We start from the raw sequence: 16,379 nt of genomic DNA, 5'->3' as shown, positions 1-16,379 counted from the left end.
AGACTCGGTAAAGAAAAGAACACGCACAAACCGATCATAGATGATCGGTTCGGTTTGTCGCGAGGAGTGGCCGGCATTCGTTCAGCACAGGTTCAGCGACGAACGGGGCGTTTCTGCAGTTTGCGCTGCAGCGTGCGGCGGTGCATGCCCAGGGCGCGGGCCGTGGCGGAGATGTTGCCTTCGTGTTCCGTCAGCACGCGCTGGATGTGTTCCCACTGCAAGCGGTCGACCGACATCGGGTTTTCCGGCACCAGGGTGTCGAGGTCGGCATGTTCGGACAGCAACGCGGCCAGCACGTCATCGGCGTCCGCCGGTTTGCACAGATAATTACAGGCGCCGCGCTTGATCGCCTCGACGGCGGTGGCAATGCTCGAATAACCGGTGAGAATCACCACGCGCATTTCCGGGTCCAGCTCCAACAGCTTGGGCAACAGCACCAGGCCGGAGTCACCGTCCATTTTCAGGTCCAGCGCGGCGTAGTCCGGCAGGTCGGCTTGAGCGATGGTCAGGCCTTCTTCGGCGGACCCGGCGGTGCTGACGCGAAAACCACGGCGGGCCATGGCACGGGCCATTACGCGGGTAAAGGTTGCGTCGTCGTCTACCAGCAGCAAATGCGGCAGCTCTTCACCTTCGGCTTCGACTTGGATTTCGTCACTCATGTTCGTCTCCTCGGGCAACACGGGGCAGGCGCAGCTCGGTGAGCGTGCCACCTTCCTCATGACTGTAGAGTTTCACTGAGCCGCCGGCGCGTGTCACGCTGGCCTTGCTCAAAAACAGGCCCAGGCCGAAACCTTTGCCCTTGGTGGTAAAAAACGGTTTGCCGATTTGTTCGGCAATGGCCAGCGGCACACCGGCGCCGTGGTCGCGAATGCTGATGGTCAAGTCCTCGGCATTCCAGTCCAGCGTCACTTGCAGCCCTTCGGGGCACGCGTCGGCGGCATTGTTCAGCAAATTCAGCAGCGCCTGGGTCAGGTCCGGCGGCGGGGCCATGCGTGGCACCGCGCCTTGGCCCAGTCGCTGGAAGCGGTAACTGGCTTCCGGGCGCATCAGGTGCCAGCGGTTCAGGGCTTCGTCGAGCCAGTCGGTGACGTCCTGCATCTCCACCGCCAGACGTCGATTGGCCTCGGCGGCGCGCACCAACTGTTGCAAGGTCTCTTTGCAGAGTTTGACTTGATCCTGCAGCACGCTCAGATCGTCCTGCAACAGCGGGTCGTGATGGTCCTGGCGCATTTCCTTGAGCAAGACGCTCATGGTCGCCAGCGGCGTGCCCAGTTCATGCGCGGCGCCCGCGGCCTGAGTCGCAACAGCCAGCAATTGCTGGTCGCGCAGGCCCTCTTCGCGACGGATAGCGCGCAACTCTTCCTGGCGTCGCAGCTCTTCAGCCATGCGCGCGGCGAAAAAGGTAATGACCGCTGCGGCCAGGGCGAAACTCAGCCACATCCCATAAACCTGCAGGCTTTCCCGGGCAATCGGGAAGGTTTGCAGGGGATAGAAGCGCGCCAGCAACAAGGTGTACATCGTCAGCGCGATACCCGACAGCACCACCGAATAACGCCATGGCAGCGTCACGGCAGCGATGGTCAACGGCACCAGGTAATAAGAGACGAAGGGGTTGGTCGAACCGCCGGAGAAATACAGCAAGGCACTGTGGATAAACAGGTCGCAAGCCAGCTGCACCGCGTATTCGAGCTCGGTAACCGGCCATGTAGTGCGCAGGCGAATCGCCGTGAACGTACACAACAGCATCGAGCAAACGAGGGTCGCGGCCAGTTGAAACCAGGGCAGCGGCAGCAAATCGAGCCAGTAGGCCAGGCCAACGGAACCGGCTTGAGCTGCCAGCACCAACGTGCGGATGAGCGTCAGCCGCCAGAGATTCTGGCGAGTGGCGGAAGTGATTTGAACGGCGGCGAGCATGAGCTCTCCTGATGAGCGCTCCAGGCGGATCGCACGGAGTATAACCAAGCACGGGGCCCGGAAGGCGAAAGTGCGGCAAACGGCCACATGGCAAGAAAATCCGTTGTGTCTATGCGGTCGCCTTCGCGAGCAGGCTCGCTCCCACAGTTGAACGCATTCCAATGTGGGAGCGAGCCTGCTCGCGATTGGCCGCGCAGCGGCCACCGTCATTCCATCTGTATAGAAGTTGTAACTGTGCGAACCGGATCATTGAAGCTAGAGTCTGATGGTTTCAAGCAGGCCAGGACCTGACCCCTGCGCATCGTCCAAGGAGTTTTCATGCACACGTTCCGCCGCAGCGCCGCCCTTCTTGCCCTCAGCGTTGGCACCGTCGCCAGCCTTCCGGCCCTGGCCGGCGACGAGCTTCATTACAACCAGATTTCCCTGCGCGCCGAAGTCAGTCAGGAAGTGGCCCGCGACCTGATGATCGTGACCCTCTATACCGAAGAACAAAACAGCGACCCGGCCAAACTCGCCGCCGACGTCAGCACCACCCTGAACAAAGCGCTGGCCCAGGCCAAACAAGTCAAAGACATCTCCTTGCGTCAGGGCAGCCGTAACAGCTACCCGATCTACGACACCAAGGGCCAGAAAATCACCGGCTGGCGCGAACGTGCCGAACTGCGCCTGGAAAGTTCCGACTTTGCGGCCCTGTCAAAACTGACCGGCGAACTGCTGACCGACCTGAAAATGGGCGGCATGGACTTCGCCATCGCCACGCCAACCCGCAAAGCCAGTGAAGACACCCTGCTCAAAGACGCGGTAACCGCCTTCAAGGCTCGTGCGCAACTGGCGACCGACGCGCTGGGTGGCAAGGGTTACAAAATCGTCAACCTGAACCTCAACAGCAATGGTTATCCACAACCGTACATGCGCGGGCCGATGATGATGAAAGCGGCAAGCATGGATTCCGCCGCGGTCACACCGGACGTCGAGCCGGGCACCAGCCAGGTCAGCATGACGGCGGATGGGGCGATTGAAGTGTTGATGCCTTGATTGTTTGACCCACCGCTTTCGCGAGCAGGCTCGCTCCCATATTTGACCTGTGGGAGCGAGCCTGCTCGCGAAAAACGATAACGCGGTCTATGTCCAAATAGAGGGGTCCCCCTCACAAACGGATATTTCCGCCCTCCACGACAACAACGCTAGTCTCAGGAAAACACCGCCGCCAAACCCTCGGGGACTCCATGGAAAGAACCACCGTCAAACCACTCCTGCTCGCACTCGCCCTCGCAACAACCGCACCACTGGCCCAAGCCGCCACCACCCTGGTCTACTGCTCCGAAGCCAGCCCCGCCGGCTTCGACCCCAGCCAATACACCAGCGGCACCGACTTCGACGCCTCGGCCGAAACGGTCTTCAACCGACTGACCCAATTCAAACGCGGTGGCACCGAAGTCGAGCCCGGATTAGCCACCCGTTGGGACGTGAGCACGGATGGCCTCAGCTACACCTTCCACCTGCGCGAAGGCGTGAAATTCCACACCACCGACTACTTCACCCCGACCCGCGACTTCAACGCCGACGACGTGCTGTTCACCTTCCAGCGCCTGCTCGACCCCGAGAATGCATTCCGTAAGGCCTACCCTGCCGAGTCGCCGTACTTCACCGACATGGACCTGGACAAAACGATCAGGAGCGTCGACAAAATCGACGAGCACACCGTGCGCTTCAGCCTGAACAACATTGACGCCGCGTTCGTGCAAAACCTCGCCATGAGCTTCGCCTCGGTGCAGTCCGCCGAGTACGGCGCACAGTTACTGAAAGAGGGCAAAGCCGCGGATATCAATCAGAAACCCGTCGGCACGGGGCCGTTCGTGTTCAAACGTTATGCAAAGGACTCGCAGATCCGCTACGTGGCCAACAAGGCCTACTGGAAACCCGAGGACGTGAAGATCGACAACCTGATCTTCTCGATCACCCCGGATGCCGCCGTCCGCTTGCAGAAGCTCAAGGCCGGCGAATGCCAGGTCAGCGGCTACCCGCGTCCTGCAGACATCGAGGTGATGGAACAAGACCCGAACCTGCGCGTGCTCAAGCAAGCCGGATTCAATCTTGGCTTCCTGGCCTACAACGTGACCCATCCACCGCTGGATCAACTCAAGGTGCGCCAGGCCCTGGACATGGCCATCGACAAGCCCGCCATCATCAAAGCCGTCTACCAGAGCGCAGGCCAATTGGCGCAAAACGCCCTGCCACCCGCGCAATGGTCGTATGACCCGAGCATCAAGGACGCGCCTCATGACCCGACCAAAGCGAAGGCGCTACTGAAAGAAGCAGGGGTTGCACCCGGTACCACTATTAATTTGTGGGCCATGACCGTGCAGCGTGCGTCGAACCCCAACGCGCGCATGTCGGCGCAGATGATTCAGCAGGATTGGGAAAAGGTCGGGATCAAGGCGAACATTGTCAGTTATGAATGGGGTGAGTACATCAAACGCGCCAAGAACGGCGAACATGACGCCATGATCTACGGCTGGACCGGCGACAACGGTGATCCGGATAACTGGCTCGGCGTGCTCTACAGCTGCGCGGCGGTGAAAGGGAGCAACTACGCCAAGTGGTGCGACCCGGCGTACGACAAACTGGTCCAGCAGGCCAAGGTTTCAACCGACCGTGAGCAACGGGTCAATCTCTATCAACAGGCGCAGAAAATCCTTAAACAACAGGGACCTATCACCCCGATTGCAAACTCGACGGTGTTCCAGCCTTTGCGCAAGGAAGTCACCGATTTCAAGATCAGCCCATTCGGTCTCACGCCCTTCTATGGCGTGGGTATAAATAAGTAACACCGCGCGCCAACCGGGTGCGCAAAACGCCCCGGTTGCCTCTTTTCCGTGCGCGACCCGCACCGGAAAAAACCTGCGCAAACGGTCAATTGCGCGCTAGTTTATACATATGCGACATTAAGGTACGTTCGTGCCACTGTTTAAGACTTGTGGCCGCTCTGGATCTTGCAATGGGTACGGCCCCTGCATAAGTATCCGCAGGTCGACTCACGAGGTCGTCCTATAATTCCAAAAATGACAACAAATCATGAGGCCACCATGCTTAAACACGCGGTCATTCCGTTTTTAGTCGGCGCAAGCTTATTAGCTAGCGCACCATTCGCCCAAGCCGCGACTAACCTGGTGTTCTGCTCCGAAGGGAGCCCGGCCGGTTTTGATCCAGGTCAGTACACCACCGGAACCGACTTCGACGCCTCTGCAGAAACCATGTTCAACCGCCTGACCCAGTTCGAGCGCGGCGGCACCGCCGTTGTTCCTGGTCTGGCGACCAGCTGGGACATTTCCCCGGATGGCCTGACTTACACCTTCCACCTGCGTGATGGCGTCAAGTTCCACACCACCCCGTATTTCAAACCGACTCGTGAGTTCAACGCCGACGACGTGCTGTTCACCTTTAATCGCATGATTAACAAGGATGATCCGTTCCGCAAAGCGTACCCGACCGAATTCCCGTACTTCACCGACATGGGGATGGACACCAACATCACCAAGATCGATAAAGTCGACGACCACACTGTCAAGTTCACCCTGAAAGAAGTTGATGCCGCGTTCATTCAGAACATGGCCATGAGTTTCGCCTCCGTCCAGTCCGCCGAGTACGCTGCCCAGCTGCTCAAGGAAGGCAAAGCCGCCGACATCAACCAGAAGCCGGTAGGCACTGGCCCGTTCGTGTTCAAGAGCTACCAGAAAGACTCCAACATCCGCTACACCGGGAACAAGGACTACTGGAAGCCTGAAGACGTCAAGATCGACAACCTGATCTTCGCCATCACCACCGACCCGTCGGTACGCATCCAGAAGCTGAAGAAGAACGAGTGCCAGATCACTCTGTTCCCACGTCCGGCCGACCTGAAGGCGTTGAAAGAAGACAAGTCTCTGAAGGTGCCTGACCAGGCTGGCTTCAACCTGGGTTACATCGCCTACAACGTGATGGACAAGGTCAAGGGCAGCAACGAACCAAACCCGCTGGCCCAACTGAAAGTGCGTCAGGCACTGGACATGGCCGTCAACAAACAGCAAATCATCGACTCGGTTTACCAGGGCGCGGGCCAGTTGGCCGTCAACGCCATGCCGCCAACCCAATGGTCTTATGACACCACCATCAAGGACGCCAAGTACGATCCTGAGAAAGCCAAAGAGCTGCTCAAGGAAGCTGGCGTCAAGGAAGGTACCGAAATCGTTCTGTGGGCGATGCCGGTGCAGCGTCCGTACAACCCGAACGCCAAGTTGATGGCCGAAATGCTGCAGTCCGACTGGGCCAAGATCGGTCTTAAGGTCAAGATCGTCAGCTACGAATGGGGCGAGTACATCAAGCGCTCCAAAGGCGGCGAGAACCAGGCAATGCTGATTGGCTGGAGCGGTGACAATGGTGATCCGGACAACTGGCTGAACGTGCTGTTCGGCTGCGACTCGCTGCAGGGCAACAACTTCTCCAAGTGGTGCGACAAGAAGTTCGATGGCATCGTCAAGGAAGCCAAGCGCACGACCGACCAGGCCAAGCGCACCGAACTGTACAAGCAGGCGCAACACGTCCTCAAAGACGCCGTTCCAATGACACCTATCGCTCACTCGACGGTGTTCCAACCTATGCGCGACAACGTGCAGGACTTCAAGATCAGCCCATTTGGCTTGAACTCCTTCTACGGCGTCAGCCTCAGCAAGTAAGGTGTTGCAACGGCGACGTTTCTGACGTCGCCGTTGCTTTACCTATCGAGAAAGCAGGAATCCGCCTACATCCAAATCCACTGCGTACTACAGCAGAGGGTTAGGACGCGTCGCCTTTTCCTACGAGTCTTTAGGACTCTACGCATTTACTGCCGGACCCACGGATCATACCGTCGGGATCTGACCCGTTCATGCGTGGGCTCTCGGTTTTGCTGCACGCGATGGTTTGAGATCAATGATGCCTCTTCGCCCAAGGACGGGACGGCGGCGCATTGAAAAAACACTTGAATACGAGAAAAGGGAGCGTCATGCGCCATACCTTGGTTTTATCCGCATTGCTGGGCACCGGCTTGCTGGCCGCCACTTCCATCAGCCAGGCTGCCAATAACAGCCTGATATTCTGCTCCGAAGGCAGCCCCGCTGGCTTCGACACCGCGCAGTACACGACCGCGACCGATAACGACGCCGCCGAGCCGTTGTACAACCGTTTGGCAGAGTTTGAAAAAGGCGCCACCAACGTCGTACCAGGCCTGGCCACTCGCTGGGATATTTCCGAGGACGGTCTGAAGTACACCTTTCACCTGCGCGAAGGGGTGAAATTTCACACGACCCAATACTTCACGCCGACGCGTGATTTCAACGCCGATGACGTGTTGTTTACGTTTAATCGCATGCTGGATCCACAGCAACCTTTCCGTAAGGCTTATCCGACCGAGTTTCCGTATTTCAACGGGATGAGCCTGAACAAGAACATCGTCAAGGTCGAAAAGACCGATCCGTTGACCGTGGTAATGACGCTCAACAGCGTAGACGCCGCGTTCATCCAGAACATCGCCATGAGCTTTGCCTCGATCCTGTCCGCCGAGTACGCCGACAAGCTGATGGCCGAGGGCAAGCCGAGCGACATCAACCAGAAGCCGATCGGCACTGGCCCGTTTGTGTTCAAGAGCTACAAGAAAGATTCCAACATCCGCTACACCGGCAACAAGCATTACTGGGACCCGAGCAAGGTCAAGCTCGACAACCTGATTTTTGCCATCAACACCGACGCGTCGGTGCGCGTGCAAAAACTTAAGGCCGACGAGTGCCAGATCACATTGCACCCTCGCCCTGCTGACGTGGCGGCGTTGAAAAACGACCCGACACTCAAGCTCATCGAGAAGCCAGGCTTCAACCTCGGTTACATCGCCTACAACGTGCGCCACAAACCTTTCGACCAGCTCGAAGTGCGCCAGGCGCTGGACATGGCGGTGAACAAGCAAGGCATTCTCAACGCCGTTTACCAGGGCGCCGGGCAACTGGCGGTCAACGCCATGCCACCGACCCAGTGGTCTTATGACGAGACCATTAAAGACGCCGCCTACAACCCGGTAAAAGCCAAGGAAATGCTCAAGGCTGCCGGCGTCAAGGAGGGCACCGAAATCACCCTCTGGGCCATGCCGGTCCAGCGTCCGTATAACCCCAACGCCAAGTTGATGGCCGAGATGCTCCAGGCTGACTGGGCGAAGATCGGCCTGAAGGTCAAGATCGTCAGTTACGAATGGGGCGAGTACATCAAGCGCACCAAGAATGGCGAACACGACATCAGCCTGATCGGCTGGACCGGTGACAATGGGGACCCGGACAACTGGCTCGGCACGCTCTACAGCTGCGACGCCATTGGCGGTAACAACTACTCCATGTGGTGTGATCCGGCTTACGACAAGCTGATCAAGCAGGCCAAAGTCGTCACCGACCGCGACCAGCGCACCGCTCTCTACAAACAGGCGCAACAGTACCTCAAGCAGCAGGTGCCGATGACGCCAGTCGCCCACTCGACGATTAACCAGCCGTTGAGCGCCAAAGTCGAAGGATTCCAGGTGAGTCCGTTCGGTCGCAATGTGTTCTCGGGTGTCAGCATAGAAAAATAACCGATCAGACAAAAAATGCCGGGGGCGGATTCCGCCCTCACGCAAGCTTATTGCCTTAATTCACCAAATTGGCACATAGCAAACGTTTGCAATGCCTTGAATGAGCGCGACACCTAATAGCCGGATCACAAAAAAAAGACCGGCATAAAAAAGAAAAAAAAGGAGCTTCACCCATGAAACTGAGCAGCACTGCGTTATTGGCTTTGGCCATCAGCAGCGTTACCGCCACGGCGTACGCAGAAATCCAGAGCCAGGCTTTCACACCGGTTACCGTGAAAGAGAAGAGCTCCCAAAGCGACGCGACTGGCTTTGTCGAAGGCCAATCGATCAGCGGCACCACGCGTAACTGGTACGCCAACGAACAATTGAAACGTGGTGGCAAGTTCTTCTACAAAAAGGACGGCGTTTCGACCCCGACTGATCGCCGTATCAACTGGGATCAGGGCACGATCGTCAAGTACAGCTCCGGTTTCACCGAAGGTACCGTAGGCTTCAGCACCGAAGTAGCGGGCTACAACGCTGTTGCTCTGGAACGTGATCGCAAGAGCCTGGCCTCCAACAACGGTGGTGCACCGGGCTCTCGTCCAGGCGCGGGCAACAACCGTACCCTGACCACAGAAGGCGGCGACGCTCAAGGTCAGTGGAGCAAGCTGGGCCTGGCCAACGTCAAGGCGCGCTTCTCCAACACTACTCTGACCGCCGGCCGCATGAACTTCAGCAGCCCGCAGGTCGACGTCATCGGCAACCGTGCACTGCCATCGAGCTTCGAAGGGATCGCGATCCACAGCGAAGAGTTGAATAACCTGGCCTTCGATCTGGCGACCTTCGACCGCGTTTCGCCACGTACCGAAGAAAGCCTGAGCAAGTTCCGCTCCGAATACGGCAACCCCAGCGCTGAAACCGATCACGTGAGCACCGCCGGTATCAGCTACCAGCCGTTCGCCAGCCTGACCACCAGTCTCTGGGGCACCCAGGCTGAAGACCTGTGGAACCAGTACTACTTCGGCGCCACCCACATATTGGGTGACAGCTCGGTACTGAGCCTGACCACCGGCCTGAACTACTACAAAACCGTCGATGAAGGTAAAAAGCTGCTGGGCGAAATCGACAACAACACCTACTCGCTGTCGTTCGGCCTGACTCACCAGGCTCACAGCCTGACCTTCTCGTACCAGGAAGTGAACGGTAACGAGTACTTCGACTACCTGCACGAAACCAACGGCATCTACCTGGCCAACTCCCTGCTGTCGGACTTCAACGGCCCGAACGAGAAGTCCTTCCAGATCGCCTACGGCCTGAACATGGCTGAATACGGCGTGCCAGGCCTGAAGTTCAACATCTACCAGGCTCGCGGCTGGGGCATCGACGGTACTCACTACACCGGCACAGCCTATGACGTGAAGAACATGGACGGCGAACACCATTACGAATACGGCATTGGTACTTCGTACGCCGTGCAGAGCGGCCCGCTCAGGGCAACGACGGTCCGCGCGACTTATACCGCGCACCGCGCCAGCGAAAACCAGGGCGATGGCAGCATCAACGAGTTCCGTCTCGTGACCACCATCCCGTTCAATATTTTGTAAAACGCCAACCTGCGGCTGACTCATCATGAGTCGGCCGTTCGGTTTTCTTCGCTCAACTGATTGCAGAGGGTTCTTGATGAAAATGCTTCCCCTACGTGCGGCCATCGCGGCCGCATTGCTAAGTGTCGCTGTCGGCGCCTCGGCCAAACCGCTGGTGGTTTGCACCGAAAACAGTCCGGAAGGCTTCGACACGGCGCTGTACACGACTGCAGTCACAGCTGACGCCGCGGCTGAAACCCTGTTCAATCGCCTGGCGGACTTCAAGCCCGGCACCACCGAAGTGATTCCGGCGCTGGCCGAGTCCTGGGACATCAGCGAAGACGGCCTGAGCTACACGTTCCACCTGCGCAAAGGCGTCAAGTTTCACACCACCGAATATTTCAAGCCGACCCGTGACATGAATGCCGACGACGTGCTTTGGAGCTTCCAGCGCCAGCTGGACCCGAATCACCCGTGGCACAAACAGTCGAGCGTGGGCTTCCCGTACTTTGAAAGCATGGGCTTCAAGGAACTGCTCAAGAGCGTCGAAAAAGTTGACGACAACACCGTCAAGTTCACGCTGACCCGTCGCGAAGCGCCGTTCCTGGCCGACATCGCCATGGCGTTCGCGTCGATCTACTCTGCCGAGTATGCCGATCAGCTGCTCAAGGCCAACAAAATGGACGACCTGAACAACAAGCCGATTGGCACCGGCCCGTTCGTTTTCCAGCGCTATAACAAGGACGCACAGGTCCGTTTCAAGGCCAACGCGGATTACTTCCGTGGCAAGCCGCCGGCTGACGCGCTGATCCTGGCCATCGCCACCGACAACAACGTGCGCCTGCAAAAGCTCAAGGCCAACGAGTGCCAGATCGCGCTGTATCCGAAACCGGATGACATCCCGAGCATCAAGAAAGACACCAACCTCAAGGTTGATGAAATGAACGCGATGACCGTTTCGTACATCGCCATGAACACCTCGCACAAGTACATGAGTGATGCGCGGGTGCGTAAAGCCATCGACATCGCCTTCGACAAAGAAGCGGCTGTCAACGCGCTGTTTGGCAAAGGCAATGCTACCGTTGCGGTCAACCCGTACCCGGACACCTTGCTGGGCTACAACCATAAACTGACCAACCCGCCCCGCGACCTGGACAAGGCGCGCACCCTGCTCAAGGAAGCCGGTGTGCCGGAAGGCACGGTATTTACCCTGTTCACCCGCAACGGGGGTGGTGCGACCAACCCGAATCCGATGCTCGCCGCGCAGATGATGCAGGCTGATCTGGCCAAGGTCGGCATCAAGGTCGACATCCGCGTCATGGAGTGGGGCGAAATGCTCAAACGCGCTAAAAATGGCGAGCACGACATGGTGGCCGCCGGATGGGCGGGCGATAACGGCGACCCGGATAACTTTCTGACGCCTATGCTCAGTTGCGAGGCCGCCAAAAACGGCGAAAACTACGCACGCTGGTGCAATGAGAAATTCCAGGCGCTGATCGATGAAGCTCGGGCTAAAGTAGACCCGACGGAACGCGCAGCGCTCTATGAGCAAGCACAGGAGATTTTCAACCAGGACCAGCCATGGATCAGCATGGCACACACCCGTATGTTTACCGCAATGCGCAAGAACGTAGAGGGCTATCACATTAGCCCCCTTACCACGAATAACTTCGCCACCACCCAGGTGAAGTAAATAAGAAAACTCCCGGTGTCCCTGACTCCAGGGATACCAGGCACGCCTAACCGGCTGATGAGGTACACCACAAGATGTTTAGTTTTATTGCCCGCCGATTGGGGTTATTGATCCCCACGTTCTTCGGCATCACCTTGCTGACTTTCGCGTTGATTCGCATGATTCCTGGCGACCCCGTGGAAGTAATGATGGGCGAACGTCGAGTCGACCCCGAAATGCATGCTCAGGCAATGGAACGCCTTGGTCTTAACAAACCGCTGTATGCCCAATACCTGGATTACATTGGCAAACTGGCCCACGGCGATCTCGGAGAATCCCTGCGTACCCGTGAAAGCGTGTGGAGCGAATTCAAGTCCCTGTTCCCCGCCACCTTCGAGCTGTCCATGGCCGCCCTGCTGTTCGCTGGCGTCCTGGGGCTGTTGGCCGGGGTGATTGCGGCACTCAAGCGAGGGTCCCTGTTCGACCATGGGGTAATGGGCATCTCCCTTGCGGGATATTCGATGCCGATCTTCTGGTGGGGCCTGATTCTGATCATGTTCTTCTCGGTGACCCTGGGATGGACACCGGTATCCGGGCAGAACGACCTGCTTATCGACATCGAGCGCCCGACAGGCTTCATGCTGATCGATACCTGGCTCAGCGATGAACCCGGTGCCCTGCTCGACTACCTGCACCACCTGATTCTGCCCGCGATCGTATTGGGCACCATTCCGCTGGCGGTGATCGCACGGATGACCCGCTCTTCGATGCTCGAAGTGCTGCGTGAAGACTATATCCGCACCGCCCGCGCCAAAGGCCTGTCGCCGGCACGCGTGGTATTCGTCCACGGCCTGCGCAATGCCCTGATCCCGGTGCTGACCGTGGTCGGCCTGCAAGTCGGCACCCTGTTGGCCGGTGCGGTCCTGACCGAAACCATCTTCTCCTGGCCGGGCATCGGCAAATGGCTGATCGAAGCCATTGGCGCTCGGGATTATCCCGTGGTGCAGAACGGCATCCTGCTAATTGCCTGCATTGTGATTCTGGTTAACTTCGTGGTGGATATCCTCTACGGCTTTGCCAACCCACGCATTCGTCACCAGCGCTGAGATCAAGACTAATGAGCACTCCAACCCCCTCAGTAGCAGTCGACCAAAGCCTGCTTTATCCATCGCCGTACAAAGAGTTCTGGCAAGCGTTCTCGAAGAACAAAGGCGCTGTCGCCGGCCTGCTGTTCATGATCCTCGTGGTGTTCTGCGCACTGTTCGCGCCATGGGTTGCCCCGCACAACCCAAGCGAACAATTTCGCGAGTTCCTGCTGACGCCGCCGGCCTGGCTGGAAGGTGGACAGATTCAGTTCCTGTTCGGCACCGATGAGCTGGGGCGTGACCTGCTGTCACGTCTGATCACCGGTTCACGCCTGTCGCTGCTGATCGGTATGTCGTCGGTGGTCATGTCGCTGATTCCCGGCATTCTGCTGGGTCTGTTCGCCGGGTTCTTCCCGCGCGTGCTTGGCCCGACCATCATGCGTCTGATGGACATCATGCTGGCCCTGCCGTCCTTGCTGCTGGCTGTGGCGATTGTCGCCATCCTCGGCCCTGGGCTGATCAACACCATTATCGCCATCGCCGTGGTTTCGTTGCCGTCCTATGTTCGTCTGACCCGCGCCGCGGTGATGGGCGAACTGAACCGCGACTACGTGACCGCCGCACGCCTGGCCGGTGCCGGTTTGCCACGCCTGATGTTCGTCACTGTGCTGCCCAACTGCATGGCGCCACTGATCGTTCAAGCGACCTTGAGCTTCTCTTCGGCGATTCTCGATGCCGCGGCACTGGGCTTCCTCGGCCTTGGCGTGCAACCGCCAACCCCTGAGTGGGGCACCATGCTGGCTTCGGCTCGTGACTACATCGAACGCGCCTGGTGGGTAGTCAGCCTGCCTGGTTTGACCATTTTGCTCAGCGTGCTGGCAATCAACTTGATGGGCGACGGTCTGCGCGATGCGCTGGATCCGAAACTCAAGAACGCCGCCTGAGGAGATTCAAATGTCACTGTTAGAAATCAAGAATCTCAGCGTTCGCTTCGGCGACGCCAATGCTGTTCCGGTGGTCGACGGCCTCGACATTACCGTGGACAAGGGCGAAGTCCTGGCCATCGTTGGCGAATCGGGTTCCGGAAAGTCCGTGACCATGATGGCGCTGATGGGCCTGATCGATCATCCGGGAATCGTTACCGCCGACGCGCTGAATTTCGACGGCAAGAACATGCTCAAGCTCAGCAACCGTCAGCGCCGGAAAATCGTCGGCAAAGACCTGGCCATGGTCTTCCAGGACCCGATGACCGCGCTGAACCCAAGCTACACCGTCGGTTTCCAGATCGAAGAAGTGCTGCGTCTGCACCTGAAAATGTCCGGCAAGCAAGCCCGCAAGCGCGCCATCGAACTGCTGGAAAAAGTGGAAATCCCGGGCGCCGCCAGCCGTATGGACGCCTACCCGCATCAACTGTCCGGCGGCATGAGCCAGCGCGTTGCAATCGCCATGGCGATTGCCGGTGAGCCGAAACTGCTGATCGCCGACGAACCGACCACGGCACTCGACGTGACGATTCAGGCGCAGATCATGGATCTGCTTCTGGCGTTGCAGAAAGAGCAGAACATGGGCCTGGTGCTGATCACTCACGACCTCGCGGTGGTGGCTGAAACCGCCCAGCGCGTATGCGTGATGTACGCCGGCCAAGCGGTCGAAGTCGGTCAAGTGCCACAGCTGTTCGACATTCCGGCGCACCCGTACAGCGAAGCGTTGCTCAAGGCTATTCCGGAACACAGCCTGGGTGCCACGCGCCTGGCGACGCTGCCGGGCATTGTTCCCGGTCGGTATGACCGTCCGCAAGGCTGCCTGCTGTCGCCACGCTGCCCGTATGTGCAGGACAACTGCCGCGCGCAACGTCCGGCCCTCGACCCGAAAAGCAACAGCCTCGCCCGCTGCTTCTACCCGCTTAATCAGGAGGTGGCGTAATGGCCGTCGTACTTACTGCCCGCGACCTGACCCGTCACTACGAAGTGTCCCGTGGCCTGTTCAAAGGCCATGCGACCGTGCGCGCCCTGAACGGTGTGTCGTTTGAACTGGAAGCCGGCAAGACCCTCGCGGTCGTCGGCGAATCGGGTTGCGGCAAATCCACCCTGGCCCGTGCCCTGACCCTGATCGAAGAACCGTCCTCCGGCTCCTTGAAAATCGCCGGGCAGGAAGTCGCCGGCGCCGACAAGAGCCAGCGCAAGCAATTGCGCAAAGACGTGCAGATGGTGTTCCAGAGCCCATATGCCTCGTTGAACCCACGGCAGAAGGTCGGTGATCAACTGGCCGAGCCGCTGTTGATCAACACCAACCTGAGCGCCTCGGAACGTCGCGAGAAAGTTCAGGCGATGATGAAGCAGGTGGGTTTGCGTCCTGAGCACTACCAGCGTTATCCGCACATGTTCTCCGGCGGTCAACGCCAGCGGATCGCCCTCGCTCGCGCGATGATGCTGCAGCCCAAAGTGTTGGTTGCGGACGAACCGACCTCGGCGCTGGACGTATCGATTCAGGCGCAGGTACTGAACCTGTTCATGGACCTGCAACAAGAGTTCAACACGGCTTACGTGTTCATCTCCCACAACCTGGCGGTGGTGCAACACGTTGCCGATGACGTGATGGTGATGTACCTCGGTCGTCCGGTGGAAATGGGCCCGAAGAACGACATCTACCAACGCCCGCTGCACCCCTACACCCAGGCGTTGTTGTCGGCGACCCCGACCATTCACCCGGACCCGAACAAGCCGAAAATCAAGATCGTCGGCGAACTGCCCAACCCGCTGAACCCGCCGTCCGGCTGCGCTTTCCACAAGCGTTGCCCGTACGCCACCGACCGCTGCAGCACCGAAGAGCCGGCCCTGCGCCTGCTCGACAGCCGCCAGGTGGCATGCCACTACGCCGAGCAATTCCTCGACGGCGCGGCATAAAAAATGTGGGAGCGAGCCTGCTCGCGAAGGCGTTATTTCAGTCAACATCACTGCCGACTGACAGAACGCTTTCGTCGGAACGCCGCCCGGAGCCGGCTCGCTCCCACACGGGTGCTATCCCACCCTTCTGCAGGACGGCGCATTAGTCCGGCAGGAGGTTTTTTTTGTCTGTCATTTAAGTCTGATCGTCATCGCTGTCCGGCTCGTCAGTGGTCGAGTCGTCATCGCCCTCGCTACCGCCCTGGCCTTTGTCCCCGCCCTCGGATTCAGACTTGGCGATCATCAGGGCCGTGTGCGTCACTTGCCCGCTCGAAGCGTGCTCCCCTTGATCCGGGCACTGCGCCCAAGCCGCCGACATGCCAACGGACAGCATCACCAAAACCTTAAGCAACAGCACAATGCGTTGAAAAATGCTCATAGCCAATTCCATCCTTTCTTGGGTGAAGCATGAGGTGCCTGTCTGGCGCTAAGTGAAATCTAGTTCCGATTGCCTCGGTTCTCCAGATAGGACGCTAATGATGGGACGGAATGCCGTTGGTGGGGAGATTGGTTTGGAATAACGGATATGTCGAATGGCTATTTTGTATCTCCTGTAGGAGCGAGCTTGCTCGCGAAAAA

13 protein-coding genes are annotated in these 16,379 nt (G+C 58.6%); 10 read left to right on the top strand and 3 right to left on the bottom strand.

Annotation, left to right across the window (positions count from 1 at the left end; all coding sequences use genetic code 11):
• Positions 1-92: 92 nt before the first annotated feature.
• Positions 93-659, bottom strand: coding sequence for a response regulator transcription factor (locus AC1MDT_RS25940; protein WP_414909276.1), 567 nt, complete (start codon positions 657-659; stop codon positions 93-95).
• Positions 652-1,914 carry an ATP-binding protein gene (locus tag AC1MDT_RS25935; protein ID WP_480419566.1) on the bottom strand — a complete coding sequence of 421 codons (1,263 nt, stop codon included), beginning with the start codon at positions 1,912-1,914 and terminating at the stop codon, positions 652-654. The genes AC1MDT_RS25940 and AC1MDT_RS25935 overlap by 8 nt, the downstream gene beginning before the upstream one ends.
• A gap of 318 nt (positions 1,915-2,232) precedes the next feature.
• Here AC1MDT_RS25935 and AC1MDT_RS25930 point away from each other — a divergent pair, with 318 nt between their 5' ends.
• From AC1MDT_RS25930 to AC1MDT_RS25885, 10 genes are all read left to right on the top strand, one after another.
• Positions 2,233-2,949, top strand: a complete 717-nt coding sequence (locus AC1MDT_RS25930; protein WP_480419565.1) for an SIMPL domain-containing protein — start codon at positions 2,233-2,235, stop codon at positions 2,947-2,949.
• A 191-nt stretch (positions 2,950-3,140) separates the two neighbouring features.
• Positions 3,141-4,742: an ABC transporter substrate-binding protein gene (locus tag AC1MDT_RS25925; protein ID WP_480419564.1), complete on the top strand. Its 1,602-nt coding sequence runs from the start codon at positions 3,141-3,143 to the stop codon at positions 4,740-4,742.
• A gap of 258 nt (positions 4,743-5,000) precedes the next feature.
• Positions 5,001-6,626 (top strand): ABC transporter substrate-binding protein, encoded by a 1,626-nt coding sequence (locus tag AC1MDT_RS25920; RefSeq protein ID WP_480419563.1) that lies wholly within the window; start codon positions 5,001-5,003, stop codon positions 6,624-6,626.
• A 308-nt stretch (positions 6,627-6,934) separates the two neighbouring features.
• Positions 6,935-8,536, top strand: coding sequence for an ABC transporter substrate-binding protein (locus tag AC1MDT_RS25915; protein WP_480419562.1), 1,602 nt, complete (start codon positions 6,935-6,937; stop codon positions 8,534-8,536).
• 173 nt (positions 8,537-8,709) lie between these two features.
• Positions 8,710-10,122, top strand: coding sequence for an OprD family porin (locus tag AC1MDT_RS25910; protein WP_480419561.1), 1,413 nt, complete (start codon positions 8,710-8,712; stop codon positions 10,120-10,122).
• A 76-nt stretch (positions 10,123-10,198) separates the two neighbouring features.
• A complete protein-coding gene (locus AC1MDT_RS25905; RefSeq protein ID WP_480419560.1) occupies positions 10,199-11,794 on the top strand; it encodes an ABC transporter substrate-binding protein in 1,596 nt (531 codons plus the stop codon).
• A gap of 74 nt (positions 11,795-11,868) precedes the next feature.
• Entirely contained in the window at positions 11,869-12,879 is a 1,011-nt protein-coding gene (locus AC1MDT_RS25900; RefSeq protein ID WP_480419559.1) for an ABC transporter permease subunit, read from the top strand.
• 11 nt (positions 12,880-12,890) lie between these two features.
• On the top strand, positions 12,891-13,802 hold the full coding sequence (locus tag AC1MDT_RS25895; protein WP_480419558.1) for an ABC transporter permease subunit: 912 nt from the start codon (positions 12,891-12,893) through the stop codon (positions 13,800-13,802).
• Between the two features lie 10 nt (positions 13,803-13,812).
• Positions 13,813-14,781, top strand: coding sequence for an ABC transporter ATP-binding protein (locus tag AC1MDT_RS25890; protein ID WP_414908712.1), 969 nt, complete (start codon positions 13,813-13,815; stop codon positions 14,779-14,781).
• Positions 14,781-15,761 (top strand): peptide ABC transporter ATP-binding protein, encoded by a 981-nt coding sequence (locus AC1MDT_RS25885; protein ID WP_480419557.1) that lies wholly within the window; start codon positions 14,781-14,783, stop codon positions 15,759-15,761. The genes AC1MDT_RS25890 and AC1MDT_RS25885 overlap by 1 nt, the downstream gene beginning before the upstream one ends.
• Before the next feature lie 175 nt (positions 15,762-15,936).
• On the opposite strand, the gene AC1MDT_RS25880 is transcribed toward AC1MDT_RS25885, so the two are convergent.
• Positions 15,937-16,179 carry a hypothetical protein gene (locus AC1MDT_RS25880; protein WP_480419556.1) on the bottom strand — a complete coding sequence of 81 codons (243 nt, stop codon included), beginning with the start codon at positions 16,177-16,179 and terminating at the stop codon, positions 15,937-15,939.
• Between the last annotated feature and the right edge of the window lie 200 nt (positions 16,180-16,379).

Source organism: Pseudomonas sp. ASL7 (genome assembly GCF_056680375.1).
The sequence above is the reverse complement of the archived record's forward strand: the minus strand, read 5'-3'. Positions and strand labels throughout refer to the sequence as shown.

Bases quoted from the DNA above. Each gene is read 5' to 3' on its own strand.
- AC1MDT_RS25905 (WP_480419560.1), top strand. From the start codon at position 10,199: ATGAAAATGCTTCCCCTACGTGCGGCCATCGCGGCCGCATTGCTAAGT.
- AC1MDT_RS25880 (WP_480419556.1), bottom strand. From the start codon at position 16,179: ATGAGCATTTTTCAACGCATTGTGCTGTTGCTTAAGGTTTTGGTGATG.
- AC1MDT_RS25895 (WP_480419558.1), top strand. From the start codon at position 12,891: ATGAGCACTCCAACCCCCTCAGTAGCAGTCGACCAAAGCCTGCTTTAT.
- AC1MDT_RS25890 (WP_414908712.1), top strand. From the start codon at position 13,813: ATGTCACTGTTAGAAATCAAGAATCTCAGCGTTCGCTTCGGCGACGCC.
- AC1MDT_RS25910 (WP_480419561.1), top strand. From the start codon at position 8,710: ATGAAACTGAGCAGCACTGCGTTATTGGCTTTGGCCATCAGCAGCGTT.
- AC1MDT_RS25920 (WP_480419563.1), top strand. From the start codon at position 5,001: ATGCTTAAACACGCGGTCATTCCGTTTTTAGTCGGCGCAAGCTTATTA.
- AC1MDT_RS25885 (WP_480419557.1), top strand. From the start codon at position 14,781: ATGGCCGTCGTACTTACTGCCCGCGACCTGACCCGTCACTACGAAGTG.
- AC1MDT_RS25915 (WP_480419562.1), top strand. From the start codon at position 6,935: ATGCGCCATACCTTGGTTTTATCCGCATTGCTGGGCACCGGCTTGCTG.
- AC1MDT_RS25900 (WP_480419559.1), top strand. From the start codon at position 11,869: ATGTTTAGTTTTATTGCCCGCCGATTGGGGTTATTGATCCCCACGTTC.
- AC1MDT_RS25925 (WP_480419564.1), top strand. From the start codon at position 3,141: ATGGAAAGAACCACCGTCAAACCACTCCTGCTCGCACTCGCCCTCGCA.
- AC1MDT_RS25940 (WP_414909276.1), bottom strand. From the start codon at position 659: ATGAGTGACGAAATCCAAGTCGAAGCCGAAGGTGAAGAGCTGCCGCAT.
- AC1MDT_RS25930 (WP_480419565.1), top strand. From the start codon at position 2,233: ATGCACACGTTCCGCCGCAGCGCCGCCCTTCTTGCCCTCAGCGTTGGC.
- AC1MDT_RS25935 (WP_480419566.1), bottom strand. From the start codon at position 1,914: ATGCTCGCCGCCGTTCAAATCACTTCCGCCACTCGCCAGAATCTCTGG.